The sequence below is a fragment of the Cupriavidus sp. PB-02 genome (genome assembly GCF_058252315.1).
On sequence record NZ_CM177694.1, the window covers coordinates 308,485 to 334,082 of the forward strand.

The 25,598-nt window shown below is 67.4% G+C and carries 28 protein-coding genes; 18 read left to right on the forward strand and 10 right to left on the reverse strand.

What is annotated here, in order from left to right:
• Positions 1-81: 81 nt before the first annotated feature.
• Complete coding sequence (locus tag AC10V3_RS01530) at positions 82-1,098, forward strand: NAD(P)H-dependent glycerol-3-phosphate dehydrogenase (RefSeq protein ID WP_041680929.1); 1,017 nt, start codon at positions 82-84, stop codon at positions 1,096-1,098.
• A gap of 39 nt (positions 1,099-1,137) precedes the next feature.
• Positions 1,138-2,115: a Bug family tripartite tricarboxylate transporter substrate binding protein gene (locus tag AC10V3_RS01535; protein WP_022533411.1), complete on the forward strand. Its 978-nt coding sequence runs from the start codon at positions 1,138-1,140 to the stop codon at positions 2,113-2,115.
• A 15-nt stretch (positions 2,116-2,130) separates the two neighbouring features.
• Here AC10V3_RS01535 and trmL read toward each other — a convergent pair whose 3' ends face one another.
• Positions 2,131-2,601 (reverse strand): tRNA (uridine(34)/cytosine(34)/5-carboxymethylaminomethyluridine(34)-2'-O)-methyltransferase TrmL, encoded by a 471-nt coding sequence (gene trmL / locus AC10V3_RS01540; protein ID WP_022533412.1) that lies wholly within the window; start codon positions 2,599-2,601, stop codon positions 2,131-2,133.
• Positions 2,602-2,690: 89 nt separating this feature from the next.
• Positions 2,691-3,533 carry a ComF family protein gene (locus AC10V3_RS01545; protein WP_490922994.1) on the reverse strand — a complete coding sequence of 281 codons (843 nt, stop codon included), beginning with the start codon at positions 3,531-3,533 and terminating at the stop codon, positions 2,691-2,693.
• Here AC10V3_RS01545 and AC10V3_RS01550 point away from each other — a divergent pair.
• From AC10V3_RS01550 to AC10V3_RS01585, 8 genes are all read left to right on the forward strand, one after another.
• A complete protein-coding gene (locus AC10V3_RS01550) occupies positions 3,522-4,475 on the forward strand; it encodes a methyltransferase domain-containing protein (RefSeq protein WP_490922996.1) in 954 nt (317 codons plus the stop codon). The genes AC10V3_RS01545 and AC10V3_RS01550 overlap by 12 nt on opposite strands.
• 272 nt (positions 4,476-4,747) lie before the next feature.
• Positions 4,748-5,257 (forward strand): DUF2244 domain-containing protein, encoded by a 510-nt coding sequence (locus tag AC10V3_RS01555; protein ID WP_022533415.1) that lies wholly within the window; start codon positions 4,748-4,750, stop codon positions 5,255-5,257.
• Between the two features lie 59 nt (positions 5,258-5,316).
• On the forward strand, positions 5,317-6,570 hold the full coding sequence (gene coxB / locus AC10V3_RS01560) for a cytochrome c oxidase subunit II (RefSeq protein ID WP_022533416.1): 1,254 nt from the start codon (positions 5,317-5,319) through the stop codon (positions 6,568-6,570).
• Positions 6,571-6,608: 38 nt separating this feature from the next.
• Positions 6,609-8,216, forward strand: coding sequence for a cytochrome c oxidase subunit I (gene ctaD / locus AC10V3_RS01565; RefSeq protein ID WP_022533417.1), 1,608 nt, complete (start codon positions 6,609-6,611; stop codon positions 8,214-8,216).
• 70 nt (positions 8,217-8,286) lie between these two features.
• Positions 8,287-8,418, forward strand: coding sequence for a cytochrome oxidase small assembly protein (locus AC10V3_RS01570; protein WP_230626368.1), 132 nt, complete (start codon positions 8,287-8,289; stop codon positions 8,416-8,418).
• 28 nt (positions 8,419-8,446) lie between these two features.
• Positions 8,447-9,055, forward strand: a complete 609-nt coding sequence (locus AC10V3_RS01575; protein WP_349605433.1) for a cytochrome c oxidase assembly protein — start codon at positions 8,447-8,449, stop codon at positions 9,053-9,055.
• Between the two features lie 41 nt (positions 9,056-9,096).
• The gene (locus tag AC10V3_RS01580; RefSeq protein ID WP_022533420.1) at positions 9,097-9,321 is read left to right on the forward strand and encodes a DUF2970 domain-containing protein; all 225 of its coding nucleotides are present in this window, start codon (positions 9,097-9,099) and stop codon (positions 9,319-9,321) included.
• Positions 9,322-9,476: 155 nt separating this feature from the next.
• Positions 9,477-10,337: a cytochrome c oxidase subunit 3 gene (locus AC10V3_RS01585; protein ID WP_022533421.1), complete on the forward strand. Its 861-nt coding sequence runs from the start codon at positions 9,477-9,479 to the stop codon at positions 10,335-10,337.
• A 118-nt stretch (positions 10,338-10,455) separates the two neighbouring features.
• Here AC10V3_RS01585 and AC10V3_RS01590 read toward each other — a convergent pair whose 3' ends face one another.
• On the reverse strand, positions 10,456-10,665 hold the full coding sequence (locus AC10V3_RS01590; protein WP_022533422.1) for a twin transmembrane helix small protein: 210 nt from the start codon (positions 10,663-10,665) through the stop codon (positions 10,456-10,458).
• A gap of 120 nt (positions 10,666-10,785) precedes the next feature.
• Here AC10V3_RS01590 and AC10V3_RS01595 point away from each other — a divergent pair, with 120 nt between their 5' ends.
• The 5 genes from AC10V3_RS01595 to AC10V3_RS01615 all read left to right on the forward strand — a co-directional run bounded on the left by AC10V3_RS01595 (position 10,786) and on the right by AC10V3_RS01615 (position 15,095).
• Positions 10,786-11,562, forward strand: a complete 777-nt coding sequence (locus AC10V3_RS01595; protein ID WP_022533423.1) for an SURF1 family protein — start codon at positions 10,786-10,788, stop codon at positions 11,560-11,562.
• 60 nt (positions 11,563-11,622) lie between these two features.
• Positions 11,623-12,279, forward strand: a complete 657-nt coding sequence (locus AC10V3_RS01600; protein WP_022533424.1) for an SCO family protein — start codon at positions 11,623-11,625, stop codon at positions 12,277-12,279.
• Between the two features lie 10 nt (positions 12,280-12,289).
• Complete coding sequence (locus AC10V3_RS01605) at positions 12,290-13,393, forward strand: COX15/CtaA family protein (protein ID WP_022533425.1); 1,104 nt, start codon at positions 12,290-12,292, stop codon at positions 13,391-13,393.
• Positions 13,390-14,334 carry a heme o synthase gene (cyoE, locus tag AC10V3_RS01610; protein ID WP_022533426.1) on the forward strand — a complete coding sequence of 315 codons (945 nt, stop codon included), beginning with the start codon at positions 13,390-13,392 and terminating at the stop codon, positions 14,332-14,334. Before AC10V3_RS01605 ends, cyoE begins: the two co-directional genes overlap by 4 nt.
• Before the next feature lie 140 nt (positions 14,335-14,474).
• Positions 14,475-15,095 (forward strand): SCO family protein, encoded by a 621-nt coding sequence (locus AC10V3_RS01615; RefSeq protein WP_041681223.1) that lies wholly within the window; start codon positions 14,475-14,477, stop codon positions 15,093-15,095.
• Between the two features lie 99 nt (positions 15,096-15,194).
• Here AC10V3_RS01615 and rpoH read toward each other — a convergent pair whose 3' ends face one another.
• Positions 15,195-16,124 carry an RNA polymerase sigma factor RpoH gene (rpoH, locus tag AC10V3_RS01620; RefSeq protein ID WP_022533428.1) on the reverse strand — a complete coding sequence of 310 codons (930 nt, stop codon included), beginning with the start codon at positions 16,122-16,124 and terminating at the stop codon, positions 15,195-15,197.
• Between the two features lie 349 nt (positions 16,125-16,473).
• Here rpoH and AC10V3_RS01625 point away from each other — a divergent pair, with 349 nt between their 5' ends.
• Positions 16,474-17,352 (forward strand): pirin family protein, encoded by an 879-nt coding sequence (locus AC10V3_RS01625; RefSeq protein ID WP_022533429.1) that lies wholly within the window; start codon positions 16,474-16,476, stop codon positions 17,350-17,352.
• Between the two features lie 19 nt (positions 17,353-17,371).
• Here AC10V3_RS01625 and ybiB read toward each other — a convergent pair whose 3' ends face one another.
• The 5 genes from ybiB to AC10V3_RS01650 form a co-directional block, all read right to left on the reverse strand.
• Complete coding sequence (gene ybiB / locus AC10V3_RS01630) at positions 17,372-18,376, reverse strand: DNA-binding protein YbiB (protein WP_022533430.1); 1,005 nt, start codon at positions 18,374-18,376, stop codon at positions 17,372-17,374.
• Between the two features lie 93 nt (positions 18,377-18,469).
• Complete coding sequence (locus AC10V3_RS01635) at positions 18,470-19,273, reverse strand: ABC transporter ATP-binding protein (RefSeq protein ID WP_490922997.1); 804 nt, start codon at positions 19,271-19,273, stop codon at positions 18,470-18,472.
• Positions 19,274-19,291: 18 nt separating this feature from the next.
• Positions 19,292-20,197 (reverse strand): nitrate ABC transporter permease, encoded by a 906-nt coding sequence (gene ntrB, locus AC10V3_RS01640; RefSeq protein WP_022533432.1) that lies wholly within the window; start codon positions 20,195-20,197, stop codon positions 19,292-19,294.
• A gap of 61 nt (positions 20,198-20,258) precedes the next feature.
• Positions 20,259-21,569, reverse strand: coding sequence for a CmpA/NrtA family ABC transporter substrate-binding protein (locus AC10V3_RS01645; RefSeq protein ID WP_022533433.1), 1,311 nt, complete (start codon positions 21,567-21,569; stop codon positions 20,259-20,261).
• A gap of 396 nt (positions 21,570-21,965) precedes the next feature.
• Positions 21,966-22,613, reverse strand: a complete 648-nt coding sequence (locus tag AC10V3_RS01650; protein WP_349605437.1) for an ANTAR domain-containing response regulator — start codon at positions 22,611-22,613, stop codon at positions 21,966-21,968.
• A 242-nt stretch (positions 22,614-22,855) separates the two neighbouring features.
• Between AC10V3_RS01650 and AC10V3_RS01655 the strand changes: the two genes are divergently transcribed.
• Both AC10V3_RS01655 and maiA read left to right on the forward strand, forming a co-directional pair.
• Positions 22,856-23,557, forward strand: coding sequence for a fumarylacetoacetate hydrolase family protein (locus AC10V3_RS01655; protein WP_022533435.1), 702 nt, complete (start codon positions 22,856-22,858; stop codon positions 23,555-23,557).
• Between the two features lie 4 nt (positions 23,558-23,561).
• Positions 23,562-24,209 carry a maleylacetoacetate isomerase gene (maiA, locus tag AC10V3_RS01660; RefSeq protein WP_022533436.1) on the forward strand — a complete coding sequence of 216 codons (648 nt, stop codon included), beginning with the start codon at positions 23,562-23,564 and terminating at the stop codon, positions 24,207-24,209.
• Between the two features lie 72 nt (positions 24,210-24,281).
• Here maiA and ftsY read toward each other — a convergent pair whose 3' ends face one another.
• Positions 24,282-25,484 (reverse strand): signal recognition particle-docking protein FtsY, encoded by a 1,203-nt coding sequence (gene ftsY, locus AC10V3_RS01665; protein WP_349605439.1) that lies wholly within the window; start codon positions 25,482-25,484, stop codon positions 24,282-24,284.
• Positions 25,485-25,598 lie beyond the last annotated feature (114 nt).

The window sequence follows — 25,598 nt, forward strand, 5'->3', positions numbered from 1 at the left end:
TCGGAACGGGGCTGCGGCCCCGTTTCGCCTTTTGGGCTCCGGGACTACTATCGACTGCGCCCATCCTCCGTGCGAGCTCCCATGAAACTGACCTTCCTTGGTGCCGGTGCCTGGGGCACCGCCCTCGCCAGCCATGCCGCGGCCACCAATGACGTGGTGCTGTGGGGGCGTGACCCCGCCCAGCTCGCCACCATCGCCGCCACGCGCGAGAATGCTGCCTACCTGCCGGGCGTGACGTTGTCCGAGCGGCTCGCGGTGCAGGCGGATTTCGAGCTTGCGGTGGCGCATGCCGCGGACGATCCGGACGGCATCGTGGTGGTGGCCACGCCGGTGTCGGGCCTGCGCGAGATGACGCGCCGGCTCGCCACGCGCAGCGCGCGGCCGGTGACGATGCTGTGGCTGTGCAAGGGCTTCGAGTCCGGCACGCACCTGCTGCCGCACCAGATGGTGCGCGCCGAGCTGGACACCGCCGGGCGCACCGATGGCTTCGACTACGGCGTGCTGACCGGCCCGAGCTTCGCCCGCGAAGTGGCGCAGGGCCTGCCGTGCGCGCTGACGGTGGCGGGCAGCGTGCCGTCGCTGGCCGAGCGCGCGCAGGCGGCCTTCCACCACCACGCCATGCGCATCTACGGCAGCGACGACCTGACCGGCGTGGAAGTGGGCGGCGCGGTCAAGAACGTGCTGGCGATCGCCACCGGCGCCAGCGACGGGCTGGGCCTGGGCCTGAACGCGCGCGCCGCGCTGGTGACGCGCGGGCTGGCCGAGATGACGCGGCTGGGCCTGGCGCTGGGCGGGCGGGTCGAGACCTTCATGGGCCTGGCTGGCGTCGGCGACCTGATCCTGACCGCCACCGGCGACCTGTCGCGCAACCGCAAGGTGGGGCAGCAACTGGCGGCGGGGCAGAGCCTGGACCAGATCCTGGCCGAACTGGGCCATGTGGCCGAGGGCGTGCGTTGCGCGCAGGCGGTGGCCGAGCTTGCCGCCGCGAACGGTGTCGAGATGCCGATCGCCCGCGCGGTGTGCGCGGTGCTGTTCGACGGGCTGAGCGCCGCCGACGCGGTGGCGCAGCTGCTCCAGCGCGACGCGCGCGACGAGTGACAGCGCGCGCGACCCAACCTTCCTGACGATACTTCCCGCATGCCTACCCGCCGACACGTGCTGATCGCGCTTGCCGCTGCCTGCGCTGCCGGCGCTTCCGCCAGCGTGCTCGCCCAACCCTGGCCCGCCCGGCCCATCCGCATGGTGGTGCCGTTCCCGCCGGGCTCGTCGCCCGACCTGATCGCGCGGATCGTGACCGAGAAGCTTGCGACTGCGCTGGGCCAGCCGGTGGTCGTGGAAAACCGCCCTGGCGCCGGCGGCAATATCGGCACCGGCATGGTGGCGCGCGCCACGCCCGATGGCTACACGCTGGTGTTCACCATCAACGGCCCGCTGGTCACCGCGCCGACGCTGTCGCGCAACCTGAACTACGATCCGTTCCGCCAGCTCGCGCCGGTGACGCTGGTGGCGACCTCGCCCAACGTGCTGGTGGTCGACGCACGCCTGCCGGTCCACAACCTGCGTGAATTCGTCGCCCTGGCCCGGTCGAAACCGGGCGAACTGAACTATGGCTCGCCCGGCAATGGCAGCGCCTCGCACCTGGCGATGGAGCAGCTCAAGGCGATGGCGGGCATCGAGCTGCAGCACGTGCCGTATCCCGGCTTCCCGCAGGTCACCACCGCGATGGTAGGGGGGCAGGTGCAGGCGGGCTTCATGGTGCCGGCGATCGCGATGCCGCAGGTCAATGCCGGCAAGCTGCGCGTGCTGGCCGTGACCACTACGGGCCGCACCGCGGTGCTGCCGTCGGTGCCGACGGTGGCGGAATCCGGCTATCCGGGTTTCGAAGCGATTTCGTGGCAGGCAGTGCTGGCACCGGCGGGCACGCCGCAGCCAGTGATCGACCGGCTCTACCGCGAACTGGTGGCGATCATCGGCAGCGCCGACGTGCGCGACAAGATGCGCGCGCAGTATTTCGTGCCGGCCGGCACCGCGCCGGCGTCGCTGCGCCAGACCATGGCGAGCGAAAAGGCGCGCTGGGACAAGGTGATCCGGGCGGCCGGGGTGCAGCCGGAATAAACGGTGCGGCGGCGTTCAGCTTCCGCCCGCGAACCCATTCTGCCGCCACGCTTCAAACACCACCACCGCGACCGTATTTGACAGGTTCAGGCTGCGGTTGTCGGGCCGCATCGGCAGCCTTATGCGTTGCGCCGGCGGGAACCACTCGCGCCGCTCGGGTGACAGGCCGCGCGTCTCGGAACCGAACACGAACCAGTCGCCCGGCCGGAATTCCACCTGGCCGAACGGTGTCGAGCCGCGCGTGGTCAGCGCGAACATGCGCGTGGGATCTGGCTGTTCGCTGGCCATCAGCGCGTCCCAGCTGTCGTGCACACGCATGGTGGCGTACTCGTGGTAATCCAGCCCGGCGCGGCGCATGCGCGCGTCTTCCAGCGGAAATCCCAACGGTTTGATCAGATGCAGCTGTGCACCGGTGTTGGCGCACAGGCGGATCACATTGCCGGTGTTGGGTGGGATTTCCGGTTCGACCAGGACGACGTTGAACATGATGCGGGGGGTATCTCGGGCGCCGGGTGCCGCCCTTCGTCAGAACGGTGCGCAGCTTACCGCGCGCACCGCTCACTGTCATCCCGGCCCTATGGCGTGCGCAGCGCCACGATTACGCTGACGTGGGCAGCGCCGTGCGCTTTGAGCACGCGGGCCGCTTCGTGCAAGGTGGTGCCGGAAGTCATGACATCGTCGACCAGCGCCACATGCAGCCCGTCCAGCCGTGCGGGACGCGCCAGCCGGAACGCATCGCGCAGGTTCACCTGCCGTGCCGCCAGGTCCAGCGCACGTTGGCTGCCGGTACCCCGCTTGCGCTGCAGCAGCACCGGATCGGCGCGCAGGCCAAGACCGCGCGCCAGCGGCCGCGCGATCTCCCAGGCCTGGTTGAAGCCGCGCGCGGCGAGGCGCTGTGGCGACAGCGGAATGGGTGCAACCAGGTCGGGCGGCCCAAGCCGGGCGCTGGGCCACGCCGCCGGCAGCCCGGCCGCGAGCCGGGCCGCCAGCCAGCCCGCCAGCGGCAGCGCCTGGCCAAACTTGAGCGCCAGCACCAGCTGGTCCTGCGGCGAGGCATAGTCGCCCAGCGTGCAGGCGTGGTCGAACGCGGGCGGCATCGCGGCGCACGCCGGGCAGCTGAAATGGCGCCCCAGCGCCAGCGCGCAAGCGGGGCAGCGCCGCACCGGCCGCAGCAGGTCGCCGGCGCAGGGCGCGCACACCACGTCGCGCTGCACCGCGCCGCACAGCGCGCAGGCGCTCGGCAGCAGCGCCGGGCCGGCGCCGGCCAGCGCGCTCCGGGCGGCCAGCGCGGCGCGCGCGTATACTTGCCGTCCGGCCGCGGCCCATCGGGCAAGGCGGCCGCGTTCGCCCGGCGCCCGTGCCTGCACCTGTGCCGCTTCCTGGTCTTCTTGCTGCCCTGTCTGTCCGTGTCCCTGCATGCCGCTGAATCCCCCGATGCTTTCCTGCCGCCCGCGCGCCTGACCCGGCTCGCCTTTGACCGGCGCAGCCGCGGCTTCGGCCAGCTGGACTTCCTGCTGGGCGAGATCGGCCGCCGCATGCAGGAGCGCATGGAGGGGATCCGCCTGGCGCCGCAGCGTGCGCTGGATATCGGCTGCGGCCACGGCCAGGGCCTGGCGGGGCTGCGCGCGCGCTTTCCCGATGCGCAGATCGCGGGGCTCGATATTTCCGGCGCGATGCTGGCCGAAGCCGGCCAGCGCGACCCGCAGCGCCGTCCGGGCTGGCTTGGGCGCATGCTAGGCAAGCGGCCCCTGTTCGACCTGGTCCAGGGCGATCTTGCCACACTGCCTTTTGCGCCCGCGAGCTTCGACCTGCTGTGGTCCAACCTGGCGCTGCACTGGCATCCGGAGCCGCACCGTGTGTTCCCGGAGTGGCACCGCGTCACGCGCGACGAGGGGCTGGTGCTGTTCTCGCTGTTCGGCCCGGATACGCTCAAGGAGCTGCGCGCGGCCTTTGCCGAAGTCGACGACGCGCCCCATACGTTGCGCTTTGTCGACATGCACGATATCGGCGACATGCTGGTGCACAGCGGCTGGTCCACGCCGGTGATGGACATGGAAACGCTGACCGTGACCTACGAGTCGCCCGCCACGCTGCTGCGCGAGGTGCAGGCCTTCGGCGGCCTGCGCGGCCCGGCGGGCGCGTTGTCGCAGGGCCTGCGCGGCCGCAGCTGGTACCAGGCGCTGACCCAGGCGCTGGAGCGCCGGCGCAACGCCGATGGCGTGATCCCGCTGACCTTCGAGATCGTCTACGGCCATGCGTGGAAGCTGGCGCCGCGCGGCGGCCAGGCGCTGGACGAGCAGGGCCGCGCCGTGGTGCCGCTGGACCAGATCGGCCGTGCAAGGCCGCGCAAGGCAGGTTAAAACAGAGTTAACTTGCGCGTGCGACAGATTGCCGCAGAGTGAGCGCTAGCGCGGCGTGCAGGGAGATCGCGGGGCGTTTGTGCATGCACAGAATCAAGCGGGGCGCAAGCCTTCCGGTCAAGGTGCGCCCTTGTCCGTGTAGGGGAAGCGCCCTATAATGCGCCAGTTTGTCGCAGTGGTCCCCTGGCACAAGAACGTCCTGGTATTGCACCCGCACTGTGCAACCCGGGCGCCATCGTCCCGGGTGTGCATCCGATGCAGAGTGGTTGGCGATGCAAGACTTGGGTATCGCACTCCAGACGGCAGGTGGTGACTCCGGCGGAAATCTCGACGGACCTCTCCCCGCGCCCCACGACTGGCTGATGAAGCGAAATTGCTCGCTGTCTCCACGCCAGGTCGGCTGGTTTTACCTCTCGATCCTCACGGTTTCGCTTGCCATCGCGTTGTTTTTCGCGTGGCAAGGGTCCTGGCTCGTGCTGCCGTTTGCCAGCATCGAGCTGATCGGGCTGGGGATCGCGCTGCTGGTGTATGCGCGCCATGCGACAGACTATGAGCGCGTCAGCATTACCGACGGCATGCTGGTCGTGGAGACAGCCAGCGGCACAAAGGTGACGCGCCAGGAATTCAACCCGCGCTGGGTGCGGGTCGAACTGGGTGAATCGTTCCGCGCGCTGGTGACGCTGCGCTCGGGCGGGCGTGAGGTACAGGTGGGGTGTTACGTGGACCCGTACCGGCGACGCAAGTTCGCGCAGGAGCTCGCAGCGGTCCTGCGTCGCCTCTGAGGAGGCGGCGGGGGCGGAGGCGGGGACAGATCTGAATCTGTAAATTGGGTAGATAACAAATGAAAATGTGGAAGAAGGCATCCGCAGTTTGTCTGGCAGGTGTGTCCCTGCTTGCCAGCCAGGCGGCGTCCGCGGTGAGCGACATGCCGGGCGGCCCCGCCGTGCGCCAGCTCAACCTGACCGAGCCGGTTACCAAGATCGCCGAACAGATTCACTGGCTGAACTGGATGATGCTGATCATCTGCACGGTGATCTTCGTCGCGGTGTTCGCCGTGATGTTCTATTCCATCTTCACGCACCGCAAGGCCAAGGGCTCCAAGCCGGCTTCCTTCCACGAGAGCATCACGGTGGAAGTGGTCTGGACCATCGTCCCGTTCCTGATCGTGATCGCGATGGCCCTGCCGGCCACCAAGACCGTGGTGGCGATGAAGGACACCACCAACTCCGACATCACCATCAAGGCCACCGGCTACCAGTGGAAGTGGGGCTATGACTACCTGAAGGGCCAGGGCGAAGGCATTTCCTTCGTGTCGACCCTGACCACCCCGCGCGAGCAGATCAACAACGAGCAGCCCAAGTCCAACACCTACCTGATGGAGGTGGACAACGAGCTGGTCGTGCCGGTCAACAAGAAGATCCGCATCGTCACCACCGCCAACGACGTGATCCACGCCTGGATGGTCCCGGCCTTCGGTGTCAAGCAGGATGCGATCCCGGGCTTTGTGCGCGACACCTGGTTCAAGGCTGAGAAGGTCGGCGTGTACCGCGGCCAGTGCGCCGAGCTGTGCGGCAAGGAGCACGCCTTCATGCCGATCGTGGTGCGCGTGGTCTCCGACGCCGACTACACCAAGTGGGTCGACGGCAAGAAGAAGGAGCTGGCGGCCAAGGCCGACGACCCCAACAAGACCTGGACGCTGGACGAGTCGAAGGTGCGCGGCGAGAAGATCTACGCCGCCAACTGCGCGGTCTGCCACCAGCCCAACGGCAAGGGCGGCGGCGCGTTCCCGGCGCTGGACGGCGCCAAGCTGGTCAACGGCCCCAAGGCCGGCCAGATGCACATCCTGCTCGAAGGCAAGGGCGGCATGCCCTCGTGGAAGCAGCTCTCGGATACAGAGCTGGCCACGGTGATGACCTATACACGCAACGCCTGGAGCAACAAGACGGGTGAAGTGATCCAGCCGAGCGACTTCGTGGGTGCCCGCGCGGGCAAGTTCCCGGAAGGCGGCGGCGCGGCAGGCGGCGTGGCTCCCAAGGCCGAAGCCAAGCCTGCAGACAAGCAGGCCAGCCTCGCGGGCGACCGCGTCGCGGGCTGACCCGCTGAAGACAGAACAGGATTAGAGGAGCATTTGCGATGAGTACTGCTACCCCGGACGCGCTCGCCCATCCGCACGATCATGCGCATGACGACCACGCGCACGATCACCCGCATGGCTGGCGCCGCTGGCTGTTCGCCACCAACCACAAGGACATCGGCACGCTGTACCTGCTGTTCTCGTTCATCATGCTGCTGTCCGGTGGCGTGCTGGCGCTGCTGATCCGCCTGGAGCTGTTCGAGCCCGGCCTGCAGTTCTTCCGCCCCGAGCTGTTCAACCAGTTCACCACCATGCACGGGCTGGTGATGGTGTTCGGCGCGATCATGCCGGCCTTCGTGGGCTTTGCGAACTGGATGATCCCGCTGCAGGTCGGCGCGTCCGACATGGCGTTCGCGCGCATGAACAACTTCAGCTTCTGGCTGCTGCCGCCCGCCGCGCTGCTGCTGGCCGGCTCGTTCTTCGCCCCGGGCGGCGCCACCGCCGCCGGCTGGACCCTGTACGCGCCGCTGTCGGTGCAGATGGGCCCGGGCATGGACATGGCCATCTTCGCCATGCACATCATGGGCGCGTCGTCGATCATGGGCTCGATCAACATCATCGTGACCATCCTCAACATGCGTGCCCCCGGCATGACGCTGATGAGGATGCCGATGTTCTGCTGGACCTGGCTGATCACCGCCTACCTGCTGATCGCCGTGATGCCCGTGCTGGCCGGCGCCATCACCATGGTGCTGACCGACCGCCACTTCGGCACGAGCTTCTTCTCGGCCGCCGGCGGCGGCGACCCGGTGATGTACCAGCATATCTTCTGGTTCTTCGGCCACCCCGAGGTTTACATCATGATCCTGCCGGCGTTCGGGATCGTCTCGCACGTGGTGCCGGCGTTCTCGCGCAAGCGCCTGTTCGGCTACAGCTCGATGGTGTACGCCACCGCCTCGATCGCCATCCTGTCGTTTATCGTGTGGGCCCACCACATGTTCACGACCGGCATGCCGGTGACCGGCCAGCTGTTCTTCATGTACGCGACCATGCTGATCGCGGTGCCGACGGCCGTGAAGATCTTCAACTGGATCGCCACCATGTGGCGTGGCTCGATGACGTTCGAGACCCCGATGCTGTTCGCGATCGGCTTTATCTTCGTGTTCACCATCGGCGGCTTCACCGGCCTGATGCCGGCGGTGGCTCCGATCGACATCCAGCTGCAGGACACCTACTTCATCGTGGCGCACTTCCACTATGTGCTGGTGGCCGGCTCGCTGTTCGCGCTGTTCGCGGGCTTCTACTACTGGGGTCCGAAGTGGAGCGGGTTCATGTACAACGAGACCCGCGGCCAGATCCACTTCTGGGGTTCGCTGATCTTCTTCAACGTGACCTTCTTCCCGATGCACTTCCTGGGCCTGGCCGGCATGCCGCGCCGCTATGCCGACTACCCGACCCAGTTCGCGGATTTCAACGCGATCGCGTCGCTCGGTGCGCTGGGCTTCGGCCTGATGCAGGTGTATTTCTTCTTCTTCGTGGTGCTGCCGTCGTACCGTGGCGGCGAGAAGGCCGCGGACAAGCCGTGGGAAGGTGCCGAGGGCCTGGAGTGGACCGTGCCGTCGCCGGCGCCGTTCCACACCTTTGAAGTGCCCCCGCAGGTCCGCTGAAGCGGCACCAGCGTAATCAGGCAGCGGGAGGTGGCAGCGTCCGCCTCCCGCGCCAGCAGGTAAGCAAATGATGCAGGCTCCAGACAAAAACCCATCACACCCGGACCAGAAAGCCGCCAACCGGCGCCTTGGCCTGATCCTGCTGTCGATCGTGGTGGTTTTCTTTTTGGGGTTCTTCGCCAAGATGGTGTTCCTTGGCTGAAGTGGCCGGGTAGCTGCAGGATAGCGAGATGAGCATCGACCAGCAGGGCAGGGAAGCAGACAAGCGGTTCAACCGCGGCATGATGCTGCGGCTGGTCGTGATCGTGGCCGTGATGTTCGGCTTCGGCTATGCGCTGGTGCCGCTGTACAAGAAGATCTGCGAGATCACCGGCATCAACGTGATCACCACGCGCGAGCTGCACGGCGCGGTGAAGAACACGCAGGTCGACAAGAGCCGCACCATCACGGTGGAGTTCGACTCCAATGCGCGCGGGCCTTTCGCCTTCCGGCCGGTGAAGAACAGCATGGAAGTGCATCCTGGCGAGATGGCGACGATCGTCTATGAAGTTGCCAACGGGCAGCCGCGCGATATCTCGGCGCAGGCGATCCCGAGCTACGCGCCCAAGCAGGCGACCCAGTATTTCATGAAGCTGGAGTGCTTCTGCTTCAAGCAGCAGACGCTCAAGGCAAAAGAGGCGCGCGAGATGCCGGTGGTGTTCGTGATCGATCCCGCGCTGCCCAAGGATGTGAAGAACATTACGCTGTCGTACACCTTCTTCGAGGTGGGCACGCCGGTGGCGCAGGCGCCCGAGGGCCTGCTGGCGCCGCAGCCGGCGCCGGCAGGCAAGGGCATCTGAAGCCGGCCGGCGCGGCATGCCGGCGTTGCGGAGGACGGGCGATGGATGAGATGAAGGACGCGGTCAAGCGCAAGATGTCGTTCGCGCAGACCATGCGCGCGGTGCTGTGGTCGTTCATCGGCCTGCGCAAGGGCGCGGAGCACGAGCGCGACATGGCCAGGCTGAACCCGGTGCACGTAGTCATCGCCGGGGTGATCGCGGCGGCCATCTTCATCGCGGTGCTGGTCGTCATCGTGCGCATGGTGGTGAGCCAGGCGGCGGGGTAGCAGGGCAGGAAGGGTAGACAACAAAAGCAGTCGCAGGCAGTCGCAGAAAAAAACAGCCGCAGCGGCGCGGCCGGCCCAGAGGAGGCGGGCGGCCCGGAGCGCCGAAGCGCGGATAACGAATACCGAATCAAAGACTCTGAGCTGGAGATAAAAGAATGAGTGCGAATCGCGCAAACGCTCCGTACTACTTCATACCGGGCCCGTCGCGCCACCCGATCACGGCGAGCTTCGGCCTGCTGCTGACGGGCGCGGGCGCCTCCGGTTGGGTAAACGGGCAGCCCTGGGCGCCGTACGTGTGCGGCTTCGGCCTGCTGTGGTTTCTGTTCGTGCTCAAGAGCTGGTTCGGCGACGCCATCAGCGAGTCCGAAGGCGGCCTGTACGGCAAGAACATCGACTTGTCGTTCCGCTGGTCGATGGGCTGGTTCATCTTCTCCGAAGTGATGTTCTTTGCCGCCTTCTTCGGCGCGCTGTTCTACGCCCGCGCCATTGCCATGCCGTGGCTGGGCGACCTGAACAACAAGATCCTGTGGCCCGACTTTGCCGCGGTGTGGCCCAACCTCGGGCCGGCCGGCGTGGTGGAGTCGTTCCAGACCATGGGTCCGTGGCCGATCCCGACCATCAACACCGCGCTGCTGCTGATGTCCGGCGTGACGCTGACCTGGGCGCACCACGCGCTGCTGGCCGGCAAGCGCAGCCAGCTGATCCAGGGCATGGTGCTGACCATCCTGCTGGGCGCGATCTTCATGTGCCTGCAGGTGTACGAGTACATGCACGCCTACGGCGATCTGAACCTGAAGCTGACCTCGGGCATCTACGGTTCGACCTTTTTCCTGCTGACCGGCTTCCACGGCTTCCACGTGACCATGGGCGCGATCATGCTGGCGGTGGTGCTGGGCCGCGTGCTCAAGGGCCATTTCACGCCGGAGAACCACTTCGCGTTCGAAGGCGCAGCCTGGTACTGGCACTTCGTTGACGTGGTGTGGCTGTTGCTCTACGTCGTGGTGTACTGGCTGTAAGTTACGCTGCTGTACCCGCCGGCAGGGCCCCGACCGGGGCCGCCGGCGCCGACGTAAAAGAGAAACGCCGCAGGGGGTCGACCAGCCTGCGGCGTTTGTCTTTTGCGTCCCGGGTGTTTCAGGGCGTCATGCGGATGCCCGTGCTGTGGATCCAGCCCATCCAGTTCGAGAACAGGATGAACAGGAACAGCGCCACCGAAAAGCCCACGCGCAGCATCAGCGAGCGCATCATGTTGGGCGTCTTGCCGCGGTCGCGCATCATGAAGAACAGGGCGGAAGCCAGGCTGGCAATGATCAGGACAAAGGCGACGATGATGACAAAGCGCATGGCGGGGCAGGTTGGCTGCGGATCGGGCCGCGGTCTCGTTGGGGTAGCCGCGATGGGCATCGGAAGCGCCCATTATCGCACCGGCCTCGCGCGCGCGGCGCTGACGGGCATGACCGGGCGATGACGGCACGCCGTATCTTCAGCCCGCTGCCACTGGCCGCCGCGCTGGTGGTGGTCGCCATCACCTGCGCGCTCGGCAACTGGCAGCTCAATCGCGCGCATGAGAAAGAAGGCCGCGCCGCGCGGCTGCAGGCGCTGGCGGCACAGCCGCCGGTGGTGCTGGGCCCGGCGCCGCTGTCACAAGTTGTGACGGACCGCACCGTGCGCGTGACGGGGCGTTTCGACACAGCGCGCACCGTATTGCTGGATAATCGCCCCCACGGCAATGGCAGCGACAGCCGCGCCGGCTTCCTGGTGCTGACGCCGCTGCGCATCAACGCCCCTGCAAGTGATCGGGGCGCCATGCAAGCGGTGCTGGTGCTACGCGGCTGGCTGCCGCGCGACGCGCAGGACCGCACCCGGATCGCGCCGTTCCCGACGCCCGAGGGGGAGGTGACCATCGAGGGCACGGCATTGGCGGCCGTGCCGCGGGTCTATAGCCTGGGCCAGCCGGCCAGCGCCGAGGCCGGCAGCAAGATCCGCCAGAACGTGGAAATTGCGGCGTATGCCGCCGAAACCGGACTGGCTCTGCATCCGCTGGTGGTCGAGCAGCGCAGCGATACCGGCGACGGTCTGGCGCGCGACTGGGCCCCGGCCGACCTGGGCGCAGACCGGCACTACGGCTACGCCTTCCAGTGGTTCGGGCTGGCCGTGCTGACGGTGGTGCTGGTGGTCGTATTCGGCTGGCGCCGCGCGCGCCGGCCGGCGGCGGGCTCGACCACACCCCGAACCGAATGAACTGACCGCACGCGCCTTCTCCGGGGCGTGCGCTTGCCGAAACAAAGGACAGACGTACCCATGGCACAGCAAGACTCCGCTCCGGCTCCGGCCGTCACGGCTACGCCGCCGGATCCCCGCATCGACGCGCGCACGCGCCGCGGCCGCTTCCAGATGCTGATGCTGCTGCTGGTGTGCGCCTCGCCGGTGATTGCCTCGTATTTCACCTACTACGTCATCAAGCCGCGCGGTGGCGCCACCAACTACGGCGCGCTGGTCGACCCGCAGCGGCCAATGCCGCCGGTGCGCGTCACCGACGAGCGCGGTCAGGCCGTGCCGCTGGAGCAGTTCCGCGGCAAATGGCTGCTGGTGACTTCCGATCCGTCGGCCTGCGACGAGGCCTGCGCCAAAAAGCTCTTTACCATCCGCCAGATACGCGCCGGCCAGGGGCAGGACCGCGAGCGCATCGTGCCGGTGTGGCTGATCACCGACGAGGGCAAGGTCGACGAACGCCTCAGCGCCGCCTACAACGAGCCCTATGCCGGCGTGCGCTTCCTGCGCATCGACCGCCAGGCCGCGCAGCAGTGGCTGCCGGCCGAGACCGGAAAGCGCGCCGAGGACACGATCTTCCTGGTCGACCCGCTCGGCAACCTGATGATGCGCTTCCCGCAGGACCCGGACCCCAAGAAGATGAGCGGCGACCTGAAGAAGCTGCTCAAGGTCTCGCGCATCGGTTGAGGGAGACGGCATGCTGCTGCAACTGGCCATTATCGGCATCCTGATCGCGCTGCTGCCCCTGTGCTACGTGCTGGTCAAGGGCGATCGCAACAAATACCGCAAGCTGGTCTGGATCACCGCATTCCTGACGCTGGACCTGATCATGTTCGGCAGCTTCACGCGGCTGACCGACTCCGGCCTGGGCTGCCCGGACTGGCCCGGCTGCTACGGCCACTCCAACCCGCACTCGGCGATGGAGCCGATCCGCGCGGCCGAGACCGCGCTGCCCAGCGGACCGGTGACGCTGGTGAAGGCGTGGATCGAGATGATCCACCGCTATTTCGCCATGGCGGTCGGCGTGCTGATCATCGCGCTGATGGTGTTGGCGTGGGTCAAGCGGCGCGAGCTGAAGCAGTCGCCGTGGTTCGCCACCGGCGTGCTGCTGCTGGTGTGTGTGCAGGGCGCGTTCGGCGCCTTTACCGTGACCATGAAGCTGCAGCCGATCATCGTGGTCACGCACCTGATGCTGGGCATGAGCCTGCTGGCGGCGTTGATCTGGCTGGGCTCGCGCAACGATCCGCCGCACCCGGTCGCGCCGCAGGCCGCGCGGCTGCGATGGCCGGTGCGCATCGGCCTGCTGCTGCTGGTGATCCAGATCTTCCTGGGCGGCTGGGTCAGCACCAACTACGCGGTGCTGGCCTGCACCGACTTCCCGCTGTGCAACGGCCAGCTGGTGCCGGAGATGGACTTCGCGCACGGCTTCACGCTGTGGCGCCAGCTGGGCATGACCGCCGACGGCGACTACATCCCGCACGCGGCGCTGGTGGCGATCCACTGGGTGCACCGCGGCTTCGCTTTTATCGTGCTCGGCTACCTGGCGTGGTTCGGGCTGCGCGCGCGCCGGCTCGAAGGGCTGGACCGCGCCGCCGGCTGGCTGCTCGGCACGCTGGTGCTGCAACTGGCGACCGGGATGTCCAATATCGTGTTCGACTGGCCCCTGGTGGCCGCGGTCGCGCACAACGGCGGGGCGGCGGTGCTCCTGCTGCTGCTCGTCCGCCTCCACTACAATATAGGGCTCGCGACCCGGGCCGCCCGCGCTCCTGCCCCCGTGCCGAACGCCGCCCGCGCCACATGAAAGACAAGACCCCTTCCGTGGTTACCGCTACACATACCCATTCACTGGGCAAGCTGAGCCGGATACGGCACCTTGCCCGCCAATATGCCGCCCTGACCAAGCCCCGCGTGACGCAGCTGGCGGTGTTCTGCGCCATCATCGGCATGTTCCTGGCCACGCCTGGCATGGTGCCGTGGCGCGTGCTGATCGGCGGTGCCGCCGGCATCTGGCTGCTGGCCGGCGCCGCGTTTGCCATCAATTGCCTGGTCGAGCAGAAGATCGATGCGCTGATGCGCCGCACGGCCTGGCGCCCGTCCGCCACCGGCGAGATCACAACGCCGCAGACGCTGGTGTTCTCCGCCATCCTCGGCGGCGCGGGCATGTGGCTGCTGCACGAGTTCGCCAACGACCTGACCATGTGGCTGACCTTCGCTACCTTCCTGGGCTACGCGGTGGTCTACACCATCCTGCTCAAGCCGGCCACGCCGCAGAACATCGTGATCGGCGGGCTGTCCGGGGCGATGCCGCCGGCGCTGGGCTGGGCCGCGGTGGCAGGCGAGGTGCCGGCCGAGGCCTGGTTCCTGGTGCTGATCATCTTCACCTGGACGCCGCCGCACTTCTGGGCGCTGGCGCTGTACCGCCGCGCCGATTACGCCAAGTCTGGCCTGCCGATGCTGCCGATCACGCACGGTGAGCGCTACACGCTGCTGCATATCCTGCTGTACACGCTGGTCATGATCGCCGCGACGCTGCTGCCGTTCGTCTACGGCATGAGCGGCTACATCTACCTGGCGGCCGCGCTGGCGCTGGGCGCCGGCTTCCTGGCCTACGCCTGGAAGATGTACCGCAACTACTCGGACGAACTGGCGCAGCGCACCTTCCGCTTCTCGATCCTGTACCTGTCGCTGCTGTTCGCGGCGTTGCTGGTCGATCACTACTTCAAGTTCGTTCCGCAGGTCTGACCTGCGCCAACTGGCTGCTCGGCTGCGTCATCTTGTCGCGGCCGGCGCAGCGCGGCGGTGCGATCGGCGATACTGCAAGCTGTCGCCGCGCGCCTCCGGCGCCGCTGGTTCCCTCCCACCCCCTGACCGGTTCCCGCCGCATGCCCCGCCCCAGTCCTGCCTCCGGCCTGTTTTCCGCCTTCCGCCGCTTCTCCCTGCTGGCCGTGCTTGCGCTGGCCGTGGCCGCCTGCGGGCAGCAGAAGGCATCGTTCCGCAATGTCGACATCAGCGGTGCCGCCGACTTCGGCAAGGACTTCTCGCTGACCGACCATACCGGCAAGGTGCGCCATATCGCCGACTTCAAAGGCAAGGCGGTGGTGATGTTCTTCGGCTACACCCATTGCCCGGACGTGTGCCCGACCACCATGGCCGAGCTCAAGGCCGTGATGGAGAAGATGGGCCCAGACGCCGACCGCGTGCAGGTGCTGTTCGTGACGGTCGACCCGGAGCGCGACACGCAGGCGCTGCTGGCCCAGTACGTGCCTGCCTTCGATCCGCGCTTCCTGGGCCTGCGCCCGGCCGACGAAGCCGCGTTGCAGAAGGTGACCAAGGACTTCAAGGTGTTCTACGCCAAGGTGCCGGGCTCGTCGCCGAACAACTACACGGTGGATCATTCCGCCGGCAGCTATGTATTCGACCCGGATGGCCGCCTGCGCCTGTTTATCCGCCACGGCCAGGGCCCGGAACCGATCGCGCACGACCTGAAACAGCTGCTGTCCTGATGCCCCGGGGTGCGGCATAACGCCGCAGCCGCGCCCAGCAGGCAAACAAAAAGGCCGGTCCAGTGGACCGGCCTTTTTGCTTCTGGCGGGGCAGCGGGATCAGGCAAAGGCCTGCAGCGCGCCCTTCATCTTCTTCATTGCCGCGGCCTCGATCTGGCGGATGCGCTCGGCCGAGACGCCGAACTCGGCGGCCAGCTCATGCAGCGTGGCGCCGCCCGAGCCGTCGTCCTCGACGTTCAGCCAGCGCGCCTCGATGATGCGGCGGCTGCGCTCGTCCAGCTTGGCCAGCGCTTCTTCCAGGCCTTCGACCTGCATGCGGTCGTGGCGCTTGGCTTCCATCACGCGCGTGGGCTCGTTATGGTTGTCCGCCAGGTAGGCGATGGGGGCGAATTCCTCCTCGCCGTCGTCGATCTGGCCTTCCAGCGCCAGGTCGCCGCCCGACAGGCGGGTTTCCATCTCCATCACTTCTTCGGGCTTGACGTTCAGCTCGCGCGCCACCGCCTCGACCTGCTCCGGCGTGAACGTGTGCGAGCCCTGCTTGTGGCTGCGCAGGTTGAAGAACAGCTTGCGCTGGGCCTTGGTGGTCGCCACCTTGACCATGCGCCAGTTCTTCAGCACGTACTCGTGGATTTCGGCCTTGATCCAGTGCATCGCGTACGACACCAGGCGCACGCCCTGGTCGGGGTCGAAGCGCTTGACCGCCTTCATCAGGCCGATATTGCCTTCCTGGATCAGGTCGGCGTGCGGCAGGCCGTAGCCCAGGTACTGGCGGGCGATCGACACGACCAGGCGCAGGTGGGACATCACCAGGCGGCGGGCCGCGTCAACGGAATCGTGGTCGCGGAGTTCGCGCGCCAGGCGCTGCTCTTCCTCCGCGGTCAACAGCGGAATTCGGTGGACAGCCTGGATATAGCTGTCGAGATTGCCCAGCGTGGCCGGGAAGGTCAGCGCCAGGCTACCCCCGTGCTTCGGGGCCGTCGGCAGACGGCTGGGGGTCAGATTTTGGTCAGCAGACAAGACTGCGTTCACTCAATGGCTCCTTTCGCATCCGGCGGTTCGGTTGCCGGTGCGCCGCGCACCTTCTCTTGGGATGGGCGGCGGCACTGCAACGCATCTTAGCACTCAGGCCGGGTGAGTGCTAATTGGAGTCCTGACTGTTGCGATAGTTCCCGACGATTGTCATAGCATATTGGATAGCTATTTCGCAATCAAGCGTCGTCGGGGATACTCGCAGCAGGGCGCACTCAGTATTAGAGCAAAGCGTGCCCCGCCGGTTCTGCCCGCTGGTGGAATGATTTGTTGCACCAGCGGCTACACTCGACGCAAGCGGCGCCACGCTGGCATGCTTGCGAGCCTCTCTTATTCCACCGGAGAAGTTATGTCTGCTATCGAACACTTGCTCAAGCCGCATGTGCGCGACCTGGGCGATTTCACCGTACGGCGGCTGCTGCCTGCAGCGGCAACCCAGACGGTAGGGCCGTTTATTTTCTTCGACCATATGGGGCCGGTGCAACTGCCGCCCGGGGAGGGAGCCGATGTGCGCCCCCATCCGCATATCGGCCTGGCCACCGTTACCTATATGTTCGAGGGCGAGATCATCCACCGCGACAGCCTGGGCAGCGAGCAGGCGATCCGTCCGGGCGACGTCAACTGGATGACCGCCGGCCACGGCATCGTGCACTCCGAGCGTTCGCCGGACCATGTGCGCGCGGCGGGCGCGCGGCTGCACGGCATCCAGACCTGGGTGGCGCTGCCGCAATCGCATGAAACCGACGAGCCGTCGTTCTTCCACCATCCGGCCGAGACCCTGCCACGCATCGAGCGGCCCGGCGTGCGCATGACCGTGATCGCCGGCGATGCATTCGGCAAGACCTCGCCCGTCAAGGTGTTCAGCCGCACGCTGTATGTGGCGATCGAACTGGACGCGGGCGCCAGCGTGGAAATCCCGGCCGAGCATGCCCAGCGTGGCATCTACCCGGTGGACGGCGCCGTCACGCTGGACGGCGAGCCGCTGCCGGCGGAACACATGGTGGTGCTGACGCCCGGCCAGAGCGCCACGCTGCTGGCCACGGCGCCGTCGCGCGTGATGCTGCTGGGCGGCGATCCGACCGACGGCCGCCGCTTTATCTACTGGAATTTCGTCGCGAGCAGCAAGGAAGCGATCGAGGCCGCCGCCAGGCGCTGGGAGGATGACCAGTTCCCACGGGTGCCGGGAGACGAGAACGAGCGCATCCCGCTGCCGCCGCGCAAGCCTTAAGGGAAGGAAAGGGGCCGGCTCAGACCGGGCTGGCCCAGGTCACCCGGGTGCCCTGCCGCAGGCATTCCCGGATCGCCTCGATCTGCGTGGCGATCGGCGCCGGTACCGGCACGGCGCCATCCAGCACGCGCCGGATCCAGGCCGCGGTCTGATCGACATCGCTGCCGGGTGGCAGCTCCGGCACTTCAGCCAGCGAGCCCCCGACAGGATCGACCAGCGTCTGCTGGTGCCCTTCATGCAGCCAGTCGATGCGGCTGTTGCGGCGCGCATCGGCCACCACTTCGCCTTCGGTCCCGCGTGCCAGCAGCACGTTGGCGGGTTCGTTCGAGAAGTAGTCGGTCAGCGTCTCGCGGTATTCCGGGTGCGTATAGCTGTACAGCCGCAGCCCTTCGGCGGGGGAGTGCTCGCCCACCGGTTGCAGCATCTTGGCGACCGTGTGCGAGGAATTGCGCAGCCCGATCACGGTGCGCCGGTCCAGCAGCTGCGACAGGCCGGGCGACAGCACGTCGACCGGCAGCACCGCCAGCGGCCCGTGGTCGGTGCCATCGCGCAGCAGCGCCGAAGCCTCGGCCGTGGTGCCGCACAGGGGAACGCCCAGCGCCGCGAACAGCGTCATGCTGGTCACGCGGCCGTTGAACTCGCGCGAGCCATGCACCAGCACGGGGATGCCTTCATGCGCCAGCAGCAGCGCCAGCAGCGGCACCAGGTTGGGCTGCTTGCGCGCGCCGTTGTAGCTGGGGATCACCACCACCTGCCGGTCCGGCGGCCCGGGCAGCGGCTCGCAGTGCGCATGGGCGGCCTCGAGCATGCCGGCGAGTTCGTGCGGCGCCTCGCCCTTGATGCGGTAGGCCATCAGCACGGCGCCGAGTTCGACGTCGGATACGCGCCCGGCCAGCATGGCGTCGAACAAGGCCTGGGCATCCTCGCGCGGCAGCGCGCGGGCGCCGTTGACGCCGCGGCCGATCTCCTTGATATAGCGGGCGGCAGGGAAGGGTGCGGCAAGCGTGGCGGCAGGCGTGGTCATGGCGGCGGGGGGTAGGAGTCTGTTCTGGGTTCATGATAGCGGAGCAGGGCCGCCGCGCCCATCGCCGCCGATGGGTGCGGCGGTCGGGCGAGCCTAGGCCGCCTCCCGCAGCGCCGGATTGCGCTGCTTGCGGTAGAGGAAATCCAGTACCGCGGTGCGGCAAGCGTGGTAGCTCTTGTCGTCGGCCAGCGCGACGCGGTCGCGCGGGCGCGGCAGGTCCACCTTCAGGATCTCACCGATGGTCGCGGCGGGGCCATTGGTCGTCATCACGATGCGGTCGGCCAGCAGCACGGCCTCGTCGACATCGTGGGTCACCATCACCACCGTGCTCTGCGTGCGCGCGACGATCTTGATCAGTTCGTCCTGCAGGTGCGCGCGGGTGAGCGCATCGAGCGCGCCGAAGGGCTCGTCCATCAGCAGCACCTTGGGCGCCATCGCCAGCGCGCGGGCAATGCCCACCCGTTGCTTCATGCCGCCGGAGATCTCGTGCGGGTACTTGTTCTCGGCATGCGTCAGGCCCACCAGCGACAGCGTGTCGTGCGTGCGCGCTTTCAGTTGCGCCTTGCTTTCGCTGGCGGCGAACACGCGCTCCACGCCCAGGTAGACGTTCTCGAAGCATGTCAGCCACGGTAGCAGCGAATGGTTCTGGAATACCACCGCGCGTTCCGGCCCCGGGCCGGCGATCTCGCGCCCGGCGCAGATCAGCGCGCCGGTGGTCGGCATGGCCAGGCCCGCGATCAGGTTCAACAGCGTGGACTTGCCGCAGCCGGAATGGCCGATCAGCGTAATGAACTCGCCCTCGGCGATATGCAGGTTGATATCGCGCAGTGCCACGAACGGCCCCTTGCGCGTCTTGAAGGTCTGTCCGACGTTCTCGATGCTGACGAACTTTTCCATGGCGTTTCTCCCCGCGTATCAGTTGGTGCCGTAGCTGAAGCGCCGGGCCAGCGCCAGCAGCGCGTGCTCGAGCAGCAGCCCGATGATGCCGATCACGAAGATCGCGATCACGATGTGCTCGACCTTCAGGTTGTTCCACTCGTCCCACAGCCAGAAGCCGATGCCGGTGCCGCCGGTCAGCATCTCGGCCGCGACGATCACCAGCCACGCGGTGCCGATCGACAGCCGCACGCCGGTCAGCATGTACGGCAGCACCGCCGGGAACAGCACGCGGGTGAAGACCTTCCACTCCGACAGATCCAGCACGCGCGCCACGTTCAGGTAGTCCTGCGGCACGCGCGTGACGCCGACCGCGGTGTTGATCACCATCGGCCAGATCGAGCAGATAAAGATCGCCCAGATCGCGGCCGGGTTGGCAGCCTTGAACAGGAGCAGCCCGATCGGCAGCCACGCCAGCGGTGAGACCGGGCGCAGCAGGCTGATCACCGGGGCGGTCATCGCGTTCAGAAAGGCGAAGCGCCCGATCAGGAAGCCGGCCGGGATGCCGATCACCGCCGCGAGGCCGAAGCCTGCGGCCACGCGCGCCAGCGACGCCAGCACGTTCCAGCCGATGCCCTGGTCATTGGGCCCGTTGCGGTAGAACGGGTCGGCAAACAGCGGCACTGCGGCGTTCCACGTCGCACCCGGCGTGGGGATGGCCGGGATCAGCGTGGCGATGCCATGCCAGGCCAGCACGAACAGGGCGAAGCCCAGTACCGGCGGCACGGTTTTCAGCACCAGCGCGCCGAGCGCGTCGCGGCGCTGCGCGCGCCGTTCCTGCGCGGCGAGTTCCTGCTCGCGCCGGCGGGCCCGTTCCTTGATGTCGGGATCGGCCGCAGTGGCCGCGGTTGCGCCTTTGGGCGCGGTATGGGCGATGGCATTCACGTCTGGCTCCTTTTTGTCAGGGGCACTGCGGATCAGTGGGGAAGTGGCGGCCCGAACTTCGTCAGGCCTTGATCTTGAAGCCATCGGCGTAGGCCTTCGGGTCCTTGGCATCCCAGACCACGCCGTCGATCAGCTTGGCAGTGCGGAAGTCGCTCTTGGGCAGCGGCACCTGCGCCGCGGCGGCGGCCTGCTTGTAGACGTCGATGCGGTTCACCTGTTTCGCCACCGCGAGGTAGTCCGGATGCTCCTTCAGCAGGCCCCAGCGCTTGTGCTGGGTCAGGAACCACATGCCGTCGGACAGATACGGGTAGTTGGCGCTGCCGTCCTGGTAGAACTTCATCGCGTCGGGGTCGTCCCAGGTCTTGCCCAGGCCGTTGTTGTAGCGGCCAAGCATGCGGTCCAGGATGATGTCCATGTCGGTGTTGACGTAGGACTTGGCGGCGATGGTCTCGGCGGTCTTGCGGCGGTTGGAGGCCGACGCGTCGATGTACTTGGACGCCTCCAGTATCGCGGCCACCATGGCGCGCGCGGTGTTGGGGTGCTTCTGCACGAAGTCCGCGGTGGTGCCGAGCGTTTTCTCCGGGTGGTTCTTCCAGATCGCCTGCGTGGTCTCGGCGGTGAAGCCGATCTTGTCGGCGATGGCGCGCGCGCCCCAGGGCTCGCCCACGCAGAAGCCGTCCATGTTGCCCACGCGCATGTTGGCCACCATCTGCGGCGGCGGCACGGTGATGGCCTTGGCGTCCTGCATCGGGTTGATGCCGTTGGCCGCCAGCCAGTAGTACAGCCACATCGCGTGCGTGCCGGTGGGGAAGGTCTGGGCGAAGGTGTAGTCGCGCTTCTCCTTCATCATCAGCGCCTTCAGGCTGGCACCGTCCTTGACGCCCTTTTCCGCCAGCTTGGACGACAGCGTGATGGCCTGGCCGTTGTTGTTCAGGTTCATCAGCACCGCCATGTCTTTCTTGGGGCCGCCAATGCCGAGCTGCACGCCGTAGATCAGGCCATACAGCACGTGCGCGGCATCGAGCTCGCCGTTGACCAGCTTGTCGCGCACGCCGGCCCAGGAGGCTTCCTTGGTCGGCGTGATCTTGATGCCGTATTTCTTGTCGATGCCGAGCGTGGACGCCATCACCACGGAGGCGCAGTCGGTCAGCGGGATAAAGCCGATGCGCACATCGGTCTTCTCCGGTGCGTCGGAGCCCGCTGCCCACGCCCCGGCGCGCACCAGCGGGTCGACCAGCGTCATCACGCTGGCGCCTGCAATGGTGGCGAGCACACGGCGGCGGCCGCTGCTGGCCGGCACTGCATCGGCAGTAGCGTCGGAAACGTGGACGGCTGCGTGCAGCGGCTTGGTAATCCTGAGGCGAGAGGGCATTGCATGGCTCCAAAAAAAAAGAAAAAAGCGTCCCCTTCCGCAGCCGGCTTCTCCAGAAGACCGTTGCGGCGCAGGGACGCCGTTGTCCGTGGCGTGACGCGGCCCGCGTTGGCCGTGTCCGCCGAAATTGTCGATCGGCCGCCGTTGGCCGATACCTGCATAACGCAAGGCGTGTGCCAGCCTGTGCAGTGCAACATTTGCGGGCGTGATTGTGGCGGCGAGGTTGCTGCGGGACGCGATTTGGTGAGGAATGTCCGAACGCGGTGCGTGCGTGATCGACACCGCCGTATCAGGGGGAGTGAGAGGGAGACAGCGGGAAGGGAAGGCACCGCTTCAGCGGCGCCAGGATCGTGCAATGCACCAGCCCCGTGCGGCCGCGCACTGCGGGCTGGCGAATCAGCCCATCACGTCGATCACGCGCTGTGCGGCATCCACCAGCTTCAGTCCACGCTCCATCGCCATGCTGCGCAGGCGCTTATAGGCTTCGTCCTCGGTGATGCCGCGCGCCTGCATCAGCAGGCCCTTGGCGCGCTCGACCACCTTGCGCTCGGCCAGCTTGAGGCGTGTGGCGTCGAGCTCGGCGCGCAGCTGCTGGTCGAGTTCGAAGCGGGCATAGGCCACGTCGAGCACCGTCTTGACGCGCTCGGCACGCAGGCCGTCGACGATATAGGCGGTGATGCCGGCCGTTAGCGCGGCCTTGATGCGCTGGCTGTCGTCGTTGTCGGTGAACAGTACGATCGGCCGCGGGGCGTGCTGGGTCGACACGCAGACGTGCTCGATGGTGTCGCGTGCGGCGGATTCCGAGGCGATGATCAGCATGTCCGGCTGGGTGGCCGTGATGACGTCAGGCAGGCGCAGGTCGGCGTCGACGATCTGAATCTCGGCAAAGCCCGCGCTGACCAGGCCGCTGCGAATAGTCTCTACATTCAGCGGATTGGCGTCGAGCGGGTCGCGCACGAGAAGGATGCGCAGCACCCGGCCTCCGGTGGAGGTGGCTGGTGCGGCATTCGGCGTGGGCGAGGGGGGCGGATGGCGTCGGGTCATGGCTAGGCTCTGTTGCAGTGCGCCATGCAAGATTCGCGCCGGGTGAGAGTGGGTCACGCTGCGCCAGGCCGGTGCGGCTCGGCTGCGAGGATGCCTGGATTCATTGTATGCCGTTGTACGCGGCCAACCCGCGCGGTGTATCCTGTTGCCCTGCTGCGCCGGGCGCGTCTGCTGGCGACGCCGCAATGCTGCCCTCTGCAACCCGTGACGCAGTACTGATCAGAAAACATCTGGAGAGATGCATGACCGAATTCGTGTTCGCCCCGCCGGCTCCCGTTGGCGTGCCGGTGCGTGGCAGCAACGCTAGCTTCCCGGTCCGGCGCGTGTACTGCGTCGGCCGCAACTACGCTGCCCATGCCCGTGAAATGGGCTCGGACCCCGACCGCGAGCCGCCGTTCTTCTTCTGCAAGCCCTCCGACGCGGTCAGCTACGTCGCCGACGGCACCGAAGGCACCTTCCCGTATCCGCCGGGCACCGGCAACTGCCACTATGAGGTGGAGATGGTGGTCGCCATCGGCAAGGGCGGCCGCGATATCCCGGTGGACAAGGCTGCCGAGCATGTGTTCGGCTACGCCGTGGGCCTGGACATGACCCGCCGCGACCTGCAGAACGAATCGAAGAAGACGGGCCGCCCCTGGGAGACCGGCAAGGCCTTCGACCAGTCCGCGCCGATCGGCCCGATCGTGCCGGTCTCGGCCATCGGCCATCCGGAGAAGGGCGAGGTCACGCTGACAGTCAATGGCGTCGAGAAGCAGCGCGGCGACCTGTCCGACCTGATCTGGTCGGTGCCGGAGATGGTGTCGTACCTGTCCAGGCTGTTCGAGCTGCAGCCGGGCGATCTGATCTACAGCGGCACGCCCGAGGGCGTGGGCCCGGTGGTCAAGGGCGATGTCATGCAATGCCACGTCGGCGGCGTGGGCGATCTCACCATCAAGGTAGTCTGATCCGATGCTGAAGCTTTACAGCTACTTCCGCAGCTCGGCCTCGTTCCGCGTGCGCATCGCGCTGGAGCTGAAGGGCCTGCCATATGAGTACGTGCCGGTGCACCTGCTCAAGGAGGGGGGCCAGCAGCTCAAGCCGGAGTTCCGTGCGGTGAACCCGGACGGCCTGGTGCCGGCGCTGGTCGACGGCGACCACGTGCTGCAGCAATCGATGGCGATTGTCGAGTACCTGGACGAAGTCCATCCCGAGCCGAAGCTGCTGCCCGGCACGGCGCTGGACCGTGCCTACGTGCGCGGCCTGGCGCAGGAGATCGCGTGCGAGATCCACCCGCTGAACAACCTGCGCGTGCTGAAGTACCTGAAGCACACCGTGGGCGCGAGCGACGAGGTCAAGGACGGGTGGTACCGCCACTGGATCGAGCTGGGCTTCGAGTCGCTGCAGGCCAATTTGGAGCGCGGCGGCACGGCCGGGCGCTTCTGCTTTGGCGACACGCCGACGCTGGCCGATATCTGCCTGGTGCCGCAGGTGTTCAACGCGCAGCGCTTCAATGTCGACGTGAGCCGCTATCCGGCGATCGCGAAGATCTATGAGGCCTGCATGGAACTGCCGGCGTTCCAGAAGGCGGAGCCGAAGTCGCAGCCTGACGCGGAATAGTCGTCGCAGGACTGCAATGCAAAGCGCCCCGGCACTGGCCGGGGCGCTTTGCTTTCCGCGCGTGCGCGGGGATTATCCCAGCAGCGCCTCGGCAAACTCATCCGCCCTGAACGGCTGCAGGTCCTCCACCTTCTCGCCCACGCCGATGAAGTAGACCGGCACCGGCCGCTGGCGCGCGATCGCCGCCAGGATGCCGCCCTTGGCAGTACCGTCGAGCTTGGTCACGATCAGCCCGGTCAGGCCCAGCGCGTCGTCGAAGGCGCGGGTTTGCTGCAGGGCGTTCTGGCCGGTATTGGCGTCGATCACCAGCAACACCTCGTGCGGCGCGCTCGGCATGGCCTTGCTGATCACGCGCTTGACCTTCTTCAGCTCTTCCATCAGGTGCAGCTGTGTCGGCAGGCGGCCGGCGGTGTCGGCCATCACGATGTCGATGCCCCGCGCCTTGGCCGCGTTGACCGCGTCGAAGATCACCGCGGCCGGGTCGCCGCTTTCCTGCGCCACCACGGTGACGTTGTTGCGCTCGCCCCAGATCGTCAGCTGCTCGCGCGCGGCGGCGCGGAAGGTGTCGCCTGCGGCCAGCAGCACCTTCTGGTCGTAGCGCTGGAAGTGCTTGCACAGCTTGCCGATGCTGGTGGTCTTGCCGGCACCGTTGACACCCGCGATCATCATCACCAGCGGTTGCTCGCGGCCCAGCGCCATGGTCTTTTCCAGCGGGCGCAGCAGCTGCGTCAGCAGGTCGCGCAGCGCGGCCTTGACGCCTTCGGCCGACTCGATGCGCTCGGACTTGACCCGCTTGCGCAGCTCGCCCAGCAGGTATTCGGTGGCTTCAACGCCGGCATCGGCCATCAGCAGCGCGGTTTCCAGCTCCTCGAACAGCGCCTCGTCGACCTTGACGCCGACGAACAGCGTGCCGATGTTGCGGCTGGTCTTGGACAGTCCCGTGCGCAAGCGGTGCATCCAGCCCTGTCTGGCTTCGGCCGTGGGCGCGGGCGGTGGGACCAGTTCCAGCGCCTCGGCCGGCGTCGGGACCGGCACCGGAATGGGTGCGGGCGCTGGCGCGGGGATCGGAGCCGCCACGGGGGCCGGGGCCGGTGGTGGCACCTGCGCGGGGACTGGCGTCGGGACCGGAACGGGGACGGGTGTCGGCGCAGGGATTGGCGCCGGCGCGGGCGCAGGGGTTGGGGCGGGCGCAGGCGCCTCGGCCGGAGCGGGTGCCGGGGCGGGGGCCTCGACAGGCGCGGGCTCGGCCTTGCGCTTCTTCCAGAAACTAAACATTGGGGAATGGGGTCAATACCGGGGCCGAGACCCTGGCGGCAGCCATGCCAGCAGGCGACCGGTTAATAATCAAGGAGTTACGCAGGCATCGCGGTGGCAGGGGAGAAACCGTTG